9 protein-coding genes and 1 pseudogene are annotated in these 11,521 nt (G+C 46.9%); 7 read left to right on the top strand and 3 right to left on the bottom strand.

From position 1 onward, the window contains the following. Positions 1-382: 382 nt before the first annotated feature. Positions 383-730 (top strand): hypothetical protein, encoded by a 348-nt coding sequence (locus EHT25_RS16300; RefSeq protein WP_221622292.1) that lies wholly within the window; start codon positions 383-385, stop codon positions 728-730. 5 nt (positions 731-735) lie between these two features. Here the strand turns inward: EHT25_RS16300 and EHT25_RS16295 are convergent, their stop codons facing one another. Continuing rightward, the gene (locus EHT25_RS16295) at positions 736-1,422 is read right to left on the bottom strand and encodes a class I SAM-dependent methyltransferase (RefSeq protein WP_124876211.1); all 687 of its coding nucleotides are present in this window, start codon (positions 1,420-1,422) and stop codon (positions 736-738) included. A gap of 126 nt (positions 1,423-1,548) precedes the next feature. Here EHT25_RS16295 and EHT25_RS16290 point away from each other — a divergent pair, with 126 nt between their 5' ends. Beyond that, positions 1,549-3,063 carry a glycosyltransferase family protein gene (locus tag EHT25_RS16290; RefSeq protein ID WP_124876210.1) on the top strand — a complete coding sequence of 505 codons (1,515 nt, stop codon included), beginning with the start codon at positions 1,549-1,551 and terminating at the stop codon, positions 3,061-3,063. A gap of 1,027 nt (positions 3,064-4,090) precedes the next feature. On the opposite strand, the gene EHT25_RS16280 is transcribed toward EHT25_RS16290, so the two are convergent. Further along, positions 4,091-5,248, bottom strand: a complete 1,158-nt coding sequence (locus tag EHT25_RS16280; protein WP_221622291.1) for an adenylate/guanylate cyclase domain-containing protein — start codon at positions 5,246-5,248, stop codon at positions 4,091-4,093. Between the two features lie 466 nt (positions 5,249-5,714). On the opposite strand from EHT25_RS16280, the gene EHT25_RS16275 reads away from it, so the two are divergent. The 3 genes from EHT25_RS16275 to EHT25_RS16265 all read left to right on the top strand — a co-directional run bounded on the left by EHT25_RS16275 (position 5,715) and on the right by EHT25_RS16265 (position 8,420). Then, positions 5,715-6,710 (top strand): SDR family NAD(P)-dependent oxidoreductase, encoded by a 996-nt coding sequence (locus EHT25_RS16275; protein WP_124876208.1) that lies wholly within the window; start codon positions 5,715-5,717, stop codon positions 6,708-6,710. 16 nt (positions 6,711-6,726) lie between these two features. Then, entirely contained in the window at positions 6,727-7,455 is a 729-nt protein-coding gene (locus EHT25_RS16270; protein WP_124876207.1) for an SDR family NAD(P)-dependent oxidoreductase, read from the top strand. A 158-nt stretch (positions 7,456-7,613) separates the two neighbouring features. Continuing rightward, positions 7,614-8,420 carry a helix-turn-helix domain-containing protein gene (locus tag EHT25_RS16265; RefSeq protein ID WP_124876206.1) on the top strand — a complete coding sequence of 269 codons (807 nt, stop codon included), beginning with the start codon at positions 7,614-7,616 and terminating at the stop codon, positions 8,418-8,420. A gap of 175 nt (positions 8,421-8,595) precedes the next feature. Here EHT25_RS16265 and EHT25_RS16260 read toward each other — a convergent pair whose 3' ends face one another. Further along, positions 8,596-10,269: a serine hydrolase gene (locus EHT25_RS16260; protein ID WP_124876205.1), complete on the bottom strand. Its 1,674-nt coding sequence runs from the start codon at positions 10,267-10,269 to the stop codon at positions 8,596-8,598. A 448-nt stretch (positions 10,270-10,717) separates the two neighbouring features. On the opposite strand from EHT25_RS16260, the pseudogene EHT25_RS33365 reads away from it, so the two are divergent. Together EHT25_RS33365 and EHT25_RS16255 are read left to right on the top strand one after the other, a co-directional pair. Continuing rightward, a pseudogene (locus EHT25_RS33365) lies at positions 10,718-10,789 on the top strand (hypothetical protein); the annotation flags it as partial. Positions 10,790-10,825: 36 nt separating this feature from the next. Then, a complete protein-coding gene (locus EHT25_RS16255; protein ID WP_229311568.1) occupies positions 10,826-11,443 on the top strand; it encodes a hypothetical protein in 618 nt (205 codons plus the stop codon). The last annotated feature ends 78 nt before the right edge of the window (positions 11,444-11,521 follow it).

Raw genomic sequence — 11,521 nt, 5'->3', positions numbered from 1 at the left:
AAGCACTGCATGATTTGATCCACAGAAACGACATACCGAAGCAATAAAACGGGATTTATGCTTATATGCCCAAATTCCGGATCGATCAACTTTTCTCCCCAACCGTTACCCCATCATGATCAAGGTCAAACTCCGTATAAGATAGGCGTTCCAGTCTCTACCTAGATTTTTACCCGGCTATTCCTGATCCGGATACTGGTAAACCGACCGGGATTTCTGGGGCTATACCTATTCATTAAGTCCCAAACAATTGTTGATAAAAATCAGAACAAGGAGATAATTGGATTAGCCGAGAATATCCGGGCGAATCCCCAGCTAGACGTCCAATTGGGCGCTTGTGGCTTTTTATCCGACCGACATAAAGCTGAAGAGCTATTCAACGGTGCTAAAACCGAATGTGGGTGTTGCTTACTTTATTAATCGTAACGTGCTCCTTTCTGCCGAATTAGGCTATGGTATTATCCATTCTGAGTTTGAGGCTTTACAACAAATCTCTCCAACCAATTTTAGTATAGAGACCTTTAAAATGGATAATCGAAATGCCTCGCTTGAAATCAGTACTTCGATCGTCAATTTTATTTTGCAACTCTTCGCTGTTTTTGGGCATGAGTCGGAGGTTGTTTACAAAGTTGATTCACATGGCGATTCAATCCGGATTGATGAAATCAATACCGGCTTTGTGAATACTCAGGTTGATAGTGCCAAAGTGAGTGAGGTTAACGCCAGGTAAGAACATCACCCAAAATTATTATTCGCTCCGCCGATCCCCGCAATGGGCTGCCGGTCGTGAGCAGGCTTAAAATCAACCTGCCGGGATAGGTACAATGAGGTGGTTGTCGTATATCCGTTGATCGGGTTAAAGCCGGAGAAGTCAATTTCGATCCGATCCAATTCCCGCAGATGTTTCGAAGAAATCGGATGCCAGTCGGAATTGTCCAGAATGAAAAAGCCGGTCGGCGACAATCGGTTCAGCGCAGCCTGGGTGCATTCCAGCCGGTGACTGCCATCGATGATGATAATATCGAAGGGGTCAGCATAATTTCCAATGGCATTCAGGTAGGTTTCTTTGTCGGCCGCCATCAGATATTCTACATTCGGTGGTAGTTTGGATTTGATGGTATCGAACCATTTCGGATCGTCCTCAACGGCTACCACCCGCATACACCGGGACGCCCAGAACAAGGTTGAATTGCCGGAGCCGTATTCAAAAACGGTTTTATTGGAGAGATCAAGCTGTTTGATGAACTCAATGGCGGGGTAGCTATACCAGGGGATCGGATTGGCGTCCTTGTCGATGGATTGCCAGTTTGCGGCACTTTTAAAATGGCCGTAATCTTTGCTTAGAATCTTGAAATTGTAAAAGGTTGCCCGGTACGAATAGGGCAGCATTTCAACGATTTTTCCGATGACGGCGCCAAGCATGGTTGCAGGATTTTTGTAAAACAACTATTTAATTTTGGTGAAGACAAGCCCGGCCCGGTGTGCCGCCTATAATTTGCAAAATGGGCTGGCTTTGCGTAGGTTGTCAGGGCAATAACCAGAACACTTTTGAATCGATCCACCCAATTCTCCTTCTTTTTGTTTCTCATCATGGCCGTGGCACTGGCCACTTCCACGGCATTAAAAGATCACCGGCTGTGGCTGGATGAGATTCTGAGCATGATCCTGCTGTCTGAGGACTCATTTACCCACCGGATTCAGGCAATAACAACCGGCATCGATGCCAACCCGCCGTTGTTCATCCTGCTGTATTCGTTGTTTGGCCGCGGTGAATTAACGCTTAAAATCATCTCAATCCTCTTTTTTGCCGGCGGAGTGTCGGTGATCTCGGGATACCTCAGCGGGCTTACTAAAAAGCCAATGCTCGTTTTTGTTCTGACCCTGATTATCGTCGCCCTCACGTCGATGAATTACAACCTGTCATCGCAAATCCGCAACTATTCGCTGTTTCTGTTTCTTTCAGCCCTGTATTTCACGGACCTGTTTCGATTTGTGGTCAACCCGAAAGGCCGGGCATTGTTGGTCCGGCTGTCGGTTTGGGGAATGCTTCTGGCCTTTGCCCACAACTTCGGACTCATTTACATCGCGGCTTCGATGGGCGTCCTTGCGCTGCTGACTCTATGGGCCAAAGACGCCCGGTATTTGAGCGGGGTCGCCGTGGGACTACTGATTTTCTGCCTATGGGTGGTGATCTGGTACCCGCATTTTCTGATTCAGGCCGATACCGGTAAGCCGTTTGGCTGGATCAAATTGCCGACATTCACCAGCTTTCTGGTCACGGTCGACAGCCTGTTGCCGCGAATCCCGGTATTAAGCGAAACCAGTCTGTATATCATTATTCCAAAGGTGCTTGCGTTTGCGGGGTTCTTTCTGGCTGGTCTGTGGAGGTCGCTTAAAGCCGGATTCAGGGAGACATTCCGGGACCCGGTACGGATAACGTTTCTGGCTTCTGCGCTTCTTTTTTGGATGGTATTTGCGCTTACCCTGCTGATCAGCTTTGGTTTTACGCCGATCTTTTATAGCCGCTACTTCTGGCCGAGTCATTTGCTGGTGATCGTGCAAATCGTCTACCTGTGCCGAAATAGCCCGGTGGTTGCCATGCCGCGTTTCTATCCGTACCTGATTGGGATCTTTGCGATCAGTGCCGGGGCGTACTTGTTTCGTCAGAACCGAAAAGTAACGCTGTTCCCTGATTATCTGGAAACGCTATCGAAAGCTATCCCCGCCAGATTTCCGGTGTTTTTTGAAACGGGTTCAGACTTCCTGACTGCGGACTATTACGGTCTGTCCGATGCGCATTACCTGCTCAATTGGAAGGTGTCGCTTAAAAATCACGATACACTCGGATTCAAAATCATTGGTGCCATTCAGAGGGAATACGACAAAGGCGAGGTGGTTTCCGAATTAAGCTTTACGAAGGATCGGTTCCCGAGATTTTACGTCGTGGATAAAACCAGTCATCACCTATTCGAACAATACATTGATTCAGGGGTATTGCGGGTTCGAAGTGTGAAAGGTGGCGCCGTAGCGGGGTACCGGATTCTGGAATGTGAGTGGCAATAAAAAGCCCGGTGGACAGCCGGACCCACCACACCCTAACTTTTCCGCCCGCCACTTCCCAAAATCCCCTACCTTGGCCCCGATCCAACCCCGCCCCCTTTCAGTAATACTTTCTCTTCTATATAAGTCGGACGATTTCTTTACAAATAATAATGAGTGGAGTTTGAAGTAATTACTTTTGTTCAACAACGGGCCTACTATTACACCTATTTTGACATATTAGGGTACCCTTTTAGATAATGATGAACGAAAATTTGTATAGTAGCCTTATTTTAAATGACAAACCGGGTGAAAGCTGAGGTGGTCCGATTTAGCGGCACACTGGATCCATTTTGAATTGGGCATCGATCTTTACAGGCTAGTTTCGTTTCATAGCTGGTTTCTGGGAGGCCATCTCATGGCACTCATCTAGGCGTTCTACTGCTGATCTATTATCACCACAAACAGTATAAGGCGACTTTCTGGGTGGGACTGCTAGTGACAGTGACTTCATTCGCAACCCCTGTCTATCTTATTCTAGCAACACTATATCTACGACTAGGTAAATACACGAAGGTGATTCCAGGTCTGGGGTGATAACCTATCTGGTTTATAGCACCACGCTGGTTTTAATTTCATGCCAATAACAGACCTTGGTTACAGCGCACTGGGATTGTACTGACTTTACTAAATGGGCGATGGCTGGCAATCCAGATCGGGTTTATGGATACACCTCCTTATCCCCAGACCTTAGACTCAATTCAAATCAGTAAGGATTTGTAAAACTTAATGGCTTCGGGGAGTTGTTTGTCGGTCGTGAGTTGGACCATGCAACAGCATTTTTGCTTCGCTCGGTCACTAGCATACTGGACCATTTCCCGGCAAGCGAGAAGCATTCCACGCACACTGCTTCAATCCGGGCTCTCAGGCCACCATGATGAGTTACATATTGAATGAACGTGAGATGAGATGTCCCTGCGATCGCTCCATTTAGGTCAAGCAATGGTTAGTTCTTGATTGCCATCGGGGCCCGTTTGGTAATCATTCTTTATCATTTAAACTCAACACGTCTATTCGTCAGATCTTCAGGATCACGCCAGTCAACACTTATAATCTCAACCTTTTCTGTTTTACCTCTAAGCAGAATCTTGCCCAGCGATTCAATTTTCAGTCGTTGATCGAGGTCCATTTTAGTTATTAAGTGTCCGGAGACTAGAAAATCTTTTTGATAGTGATTGCAAACGCTCTGAATACGGGCTGCGGTATTCAGCGTATCTCCGTGGTAAGCGATATCTTTTTTGATTTCGCCGATCTCTACGGCGGTTACCTTACCGGTATGCATACCGGCCTTGAAGGTAGGCAGAAAACCATAGGTTGACTTATAGTATCCCGTTCGATGCCGGAACTGTTCCGTACAGGCAAAGTAAAATCGGATACAGATGTAGTTTTTCAGGCCTTCACGCTCGGGCCACATGATCACAATTTCGTCGCCAACGTACTGGTATACTTGAGCACCAAAGGGAAAAAGCACCTCATTAATATCGGCAAAACAGTCTCTGATAAAGGAGCTATAGCGGATGTGACCTAATTGTTCGGCGGTGGAAGTCGACGATTTTAAATCCATAAACATGAAAATCCGTTCTTCTTCCTTTGGATTTCGGTATCTCCCCAACAACAAGGGTAATAAAACGCCCGGTCCATATTTCTTGTTAATTTGATTGATGAAACTAATGATCAGGGTCATAAAAAAATAATAGACGAGTAGCAGGACGGATACAAGACCCCAAGTCTCTTTTTTTAGGATAACACCAGCTATATTGACATGAGAGGTAGTTGACAAATCAAATAGGATAAATTGTAAGGCCCAGAAAATGAGACAAAGCAGGATCAGCATTCCCCCGGTCTTAACTAGAATTACATTCCCGAGCGATCGTTTTCTGGCTATTTTCCGATCCAGATAATAACCCGTTAATCCCAGACTTACCCCCCATACTCCCCCAAACAGGATAGCTATTAACAGCGAAGGGCCGAATGCTGCTACCGGTATCTGAACTACGTGGTTAATTAGTCGAGCGTGTAAAGTCAAAATGGTTAGTAGCAAACAGTTGGCAATGATCCAAAAATTCACCTGAATACCCACATAGGTTAGTACCGGGAAACGGGCGGTATATCGCTGGGCCAGGGTGGTATATTCAAATTTTTTGTCCATAGAATTCATCTTGCCAAGTTAACGGCGAGTGACCGGTTTTAGGAATGGAGAACCACCAGGCTTCTTGAGAGCGTACGTATAAAGCATGAAGTTTCTAAATCGGTTTCAAGCCAAGTGTTACTTTTTTCGGAAAGTTGGAAATGGGCTAGTTTCAGTCATTTCTGAATAAGCCGCCGTTGCCCAGCTTAGTAAAACGCATTTGTTACATTACCTTTAAAGGTGGTCAGACTTCTACCCGTAAGATAACCAAATCTTTCCGCTGGCCTAGGGAATAAATAATTCCCCCTTACCTATGTTGAATAGGCTAAGCCGAAAAGTACCCAATCCGCATCCTGAATGAACCTACAAAATGATCTGTGCAGGAGGGGTAACCTGACAGTTTAAACAAAGCAAATTGACATTCTAAACAAAGTGTGCCAGCTAACAACCAGGTAATTTTGTTCCATCACAATTCATTAAAAATAACATGGGACACACTAATTATCAAGGAGCTTTACAGCAGGCCATCGGTTCAGGCTTCAACGCAACATCGACTGCACAGGAGGTAATTAACGGGATTGACCTCACCGGAAAAATTGCGATCGTGACCGGCGGCAATACGGGCATTGGATTAGAAACCACCAGGGTGTTGGCCGCAGCCGGGGCTACGGTAATTGTTCCGGCGAGGGACCTGGAAAAGGCCCGGAAAAATTTAGCCGGTATTCCAAATGTGGAATTGGAGAGCATTGATTTTATGGACCCCGCTTCGATCGATGCATTTGCCGAAGCATTTATCGCAACAAGCCGACCGCTTCATCTGCTAATCAACAATGCAGGCATCATGTGGGTGCCTTTACGCAGGGATAGCCGTGGTATTGAATCGCAACTGGCCACAAATTACCTGGCACAATTTCAGTTGACGGCCAGAGTATGGCCAGCACTCAAAAAAGCAAACGGAGCGAGGGTAATCAATGTATCTTCTCATGGCCACCAGTTTGGAACATTTCATTTTGAGGACCCCAATTTTATAAACCGGCCATACGAAACCTTGCAAGGGTATGGTCAATCCAAAACGGCTGTCAATCTATTTTCACTCGAATTGGATAATCGTACTAAACAATTTGGCGTAAGAGTCTATTCTGTTCACCCGGGCTCTATCGGAGGAACGGAATTAGGAAGGGAAGCCCCACTGGAACTTTTCCAGAAAATGGGTTTTGTGGATGAACAGGGCAATATGCTTCCCGAAGTACTGGCTTCACTTAAAAACATACAACAGGGGGCTGCCACAACCGTTTGGTGTGCCACCACACCCTTGCTCGATAACCTCGGTGGGGTGTATTGTGAAGATGCGGATGTAGCCCCATTAGCATCCGATAGCCAGATATCGCCGGGGGTAAAACGTTATTCGCTGGACGAGGCTGATGCCAAACGCCTGTGGAAATGGAGCGAAGAAGCCAGTGGCATATTCTTTTCAATTAGTTAATTCCAACCCCAACCAAATGAAAACGTTCAAAAATAAAGTTGCCGTCATTACGGGCGGCAACAGCGGTATTGGCTATGCCACTGCAAACGAATTAAATCAAAAAGGTGCCAACGTCATTATAACCGGCAGAAGAAAGGAAGCGGTAGAAAAGGCGGCATCGGAACTGAATATCACCGGAATGATGGCTGACCAATCCAGGTTAGCGGATATCGACAGGCTGGTCTCGGCTATTTCAGGACAATTTGGTAAGGTCGATATTTTACTCATTAACGCCGGCATAACAAAATCTGCCCCAATAGAAATGACGTCCGAGCAGGTATTTGATGAAATCATGGATGTGAATTTCAAAGGAGCTTATTTTACCCTGAGCAAATTCATCCCGATCCTAAACGATGGTGCTTCGGTGATCTTTCTGTCGTCAACTTCAGCAACTATTTCACCGCCAACGGCTTCGGTCTATGCAGCCAGTAAAGCAGCCATCAATGCGGTGATGAAAATAGCGGCCCTTGAGTTAGCTTCACGAAAAATCCGAGTGAATGCGGTAAGTCCGGGCCCTGTTGCTACCGAGATTATGAATAAAATGGGATTAAATGATACCCTTGAACAGCAAATGATCAGTAGCATTCCCCTGGCAAGGTTTGGAAAAGCTAGCGAGGTAGCCGAGTTGATTGCCTTCCTGTCTGACGATCATGCCGCCTTTATCACCGGGGCTAATTATCTAATCGACGGCGGACAATCCGTATGATTGTTGAATGGACGAACAACATCAAAAGGACGGTAGTGGACAATAGGGATACTGCCGTTCTTTAACTGGTAAACCGGACGTTAAAACAAAGCTAACCAAATGATATTTTTTGTTTTTACAGTATTATTTTTCTTACGGGAAAGAACTAAGAACCAGCCATGCAATACGAAGCAAAATATATAACGGATGACATCAAACTATCCTGCTATGAGGACAAGTTTTTCAAATCGGACATCCTGTTTGAGCACCACATGCTGATTTGGTTCATTTCGGGCGAGACAAAAATCGTTCAGGCTGATGCCACTTCTATTTTTAAGGAGGGTGATATTTTCCTGATTCCAAGAAACCAGTTGGCTACTATCATCAATTACCCCAAGGACGGAAAACCGCATAAAACAGTCGTCATGCACCTCTCCACAGCACGGTTGCGGGATTTTTATGCCCATCTGGAAGTAAAGCCAAGTGCCCCGGAATCACAAAAAATATACCACTTTAACAACCATCCTTTATTGGCAAGCTGCCTGTCTTCCTTGATTCCGTACTTTGAGATGAACGAACTGCCTTCGAATATTGCCTCGTTAAAAATTACAGAAGCCATAAGTATTCTGAGGGCAATCGATAAAAGCATTGATCATATACTGGCTCATTTTGATGAACCGGGAAAAATTGACCTGATTGATTTTATGCAGCGCAATTTTATGTTCAATTTGCCGATGGAAAAATTAGGCTATTTAACGGGTCGCAGTTTGTCGACCTTTAACCGGGATTTCAGGAAAATTTTCAATGTAACGCCCCAGAAATGGCTGACCGATAAAAGGCTCGAACTAGCTTATTACCAATTAGCCGAAAAGAAGAAAAGACCCACGGAGGTATATCTCGAAGTAGGCTTTGAAGATCTTTCTCATTTTTCTTTTGCCTTTAAAAAGAAGTATGGGATTGCTCCCACTCATTTACTCTCTCAATAGCGAACGTACCGAGGCTCAGCCAAGAGTCAACATTTTTCCGGAGGACGATACAGTAAAGACTAAGGGTTCAATCAAATGCCCCCACCTGAGACGAAGGAATAGTCATGTTCTTTATTCGGGCGCTTCAAAAGGCCAACAAGTACACGGAGTTGTTGGCATCTAATGGCTGGAAATTCTACTTCTGTTTATGAAAAGGTAAGTGCATCAACTCGCCACTATTCACCTCGAAGCCAACAATCTGATCCTTGGCGTCTCGCTTAACCAGCAAATGGTGCATGAAGCCATAGTCTGTATACAGGTGATCGCCACCGATCCAGCTAACGCGGGCCGCTGGGTGGCGGCTGCTCAATAGCCAGAGTTCATTTTCTTGCCTAACAATCCGAACCCTCAAGTCTAGCTCATCGGAGTAATAATCGCCAGTATAGGTATCCAGTATGGGGGTGGTCAAAGCAGATTGCCGTATTTTAGCCAGCTCCATCGGCTTGGCCAACACAGGACTATTCAGCTGCAATCCTACGGGTGTCCCTTGGGGATCAACCTCAAATTGGTAGTTGACGTTGGGGCGGTTGGTTAAGTAAAAGCGCTGGGCCGATTGAGGTGTTAACGCCTGCGAACCGTTCAGGTACAACCGCTCATCTTTCAAGGTGATGCTCAATCGGTAGCCATCAGCGGCAATGTAATCGCCCGTCCATCGACGCAGCGTAACCGAGTCAATTTCGACCGGCTGCGGAGAGGGGGCAGCGACTTGTGTAATCGGTGGAACAGCCGTTTTTTTGCCCATCAAGAGCGCTGATAATTGATCAATCGTACTGTAGACCTCCCCATTAGCTCCATTGCCAAACACCATCAATCCCAGTTGCTGCTGGGGATAGATGGCCACGATGGTTCGGTAACCCGCTAAGCCACCATTGTGTAGAAATCGCTTCTGGCCAGCATAGTCGTCAACATTGATCCCCATCGCATACCGTAGCGGCTGGCCCGTTGCTAGCCGACCCGGCCTGGTCAGTAAGCCAATCGTCTGCTGGTCTCCTACTTGGGGGCGAAAGAAATTACTGATCCACCTGGCCATGTCTATCACGTTGGTAAACAGGCCGCCGTCACCGAGCGTATACACGGTTTGGGTAGCATTCTTAAACCCCTTATTGACTGGTTCATACGAAGAGACCCGACCCGCAATCAGTTCGTTCGAATGGGTAACGAAACGGCTATCACTCATCCGCAAGGGCTGAAAGATGGCAGAATCGGCAAAAGCCTCGAAAGGCATGCCGCTGGCCTTTTTGACGATCTCGGCCAGTAAAACGTAGTTCGAGTTGGAATAGGCAAATTTCTCACCCGGCACGAAGTTAAGGGTACGCTGTCGTTTTAGGATTTGTAGGGCCAGTTCTTGTGTCAAAACCCCATCCAGATTGAGGCCGTAAAACTCGGCCAGCGAAATATCGTCTCGCAAGCCACTGGTATGATGCAGTAAATGCTGAACCGTTATGGGGTGACCGAAGTCGGCCAACCAAGGCAGATAGCGTCGACAATCATCGGTTAAGTTGATTTTACCCGCTTGGACTAGCAGGGCGATGGCATATCCAGTAAACTGCTTGGAGACGGAACACATGTAAAAGAGGCTGTTGGGAGTAATGGGCACCTTATTTTCTAAATTGGCCAGGCCAAAGCCTTTTGCATAGACGAGTTGATCACCCCGCACAATGCCGACGGCGCAACCTGGGGTCTGGTTGCCCACCCATTTTTGAAAAAGGTTATCTACCAGCCGTTCCGTCGAATCTGCTAAGGGCTGAGCGAAAGCGGATGAGGTGGAGAAAAAGACAAAAAGAAAAAGTCGGCAGGTAATCGAACGCATGGAAGCTGTTTTGCTTGGGCTATCTTAACGAATTGAGCGGGAAACTCGGCCTGTGCCAAAAGGTTACAGGGGAAATTGTCCGGATTGTCTTAAGCAGCCGCTTCGTCAGAAGCTCCCCAATTACAAACAGGACGGAAACAACTAGCTGACACCTCCAAAGCCTTTGTGGCTGTTGCACAACCCTTATCAGGGATGTAAGTGGCCTTTTCTCTATCTTAAGGTATGCAAGGCCGAAAAGACCACAACGAAAAGCAGATCACTTGTTTTCAGCTGTCCATCCGCATCCCACAGCATAACCGCACTGGCGGCCCAGTTCTACGGAAATGCTCGACCTGCCCTTTATCTTTGAGGCCACTAAGCAGCTCCATGGCCATACAGGCAATCCTTCTATTGACCTAGTAGTATTCCGCGGCCCGGTTTAAGTTCATGCTGATCGGTTGTCTGGAGAATATTACCTCCCTCCGACCGAAAGCTGGTCGAGCATTGCTCTCTGCGGACGGATATACTGTATTTCCTGGGCTACAACATTGATAAGCCATTGCCCTGGCACTCTACCTTGAGCCGTACTCGCCAACTTTATCCGGAAGCGCTCTTTGAAGCTGTGTTCGATAAAGTATTCAGCCTGTGTGTAGCCAACAAAATGGTGGCGGACCGTCGAGTAGCCATTGACCCAGCCCCCGTTAAAGTGAATGCCTCCCCGGAAAGGCTGTTAGAAAAACAACCCAATCTACCCGGTCCCAGGCTGGTCCAGTCGGTTGAGGATCAGAATAAGGTTGTGGACTCAAGATCTGAACCCAGCAACCGGCAAGCGGCCTCGGTTATCGCTGCGGCCGATCATCGGTTAAGACGCTTGAAAAAGTACCAGCAAAACTTGAAGCGCGCACCGACTATTTTGGGAGCTGGCAACGAAAAGGCAAAGTTACTCAGTAACAAAACCCATTACAGCCCTACTGACCCCGAGGCCCGCATCTCAATCAAGCCGGGCAAAGCGCGCAAACTTAACTACCATCGGCCAAGCCCTAGCCCTGAAGGTGGAATGGTCATTGGGTTGTCAAGACCCTTTTCTCGGCTTTACAATGCTTATTTTCAACTGAGCTATTTCTGTTTTGCTCAGCCAGTCAGTGAAAATCGGTGCAGCAAGCGGAGTTGTGCAACAGCCACGAGCCATTTGTGAGACATTTGATAAGGTCTACCCAAGTCCTGCTTTTCACAGAATAGAGTAGTAGTGTTTTCATCCCTCATTAGAGGTTCG

This window comes from Larkinella rosea, from assembly GCF_003858635.1.
GTDB lineage: Bacteria > Bacteroidota > Bacteroidia > Cytophagales > Spirosomataceae > Larkinella > Larkinella rosea.
Note: the sequence above shows the minus strand (reverse complement) of the source record. Positions and strands in the feature narration are given on the sequence as shown.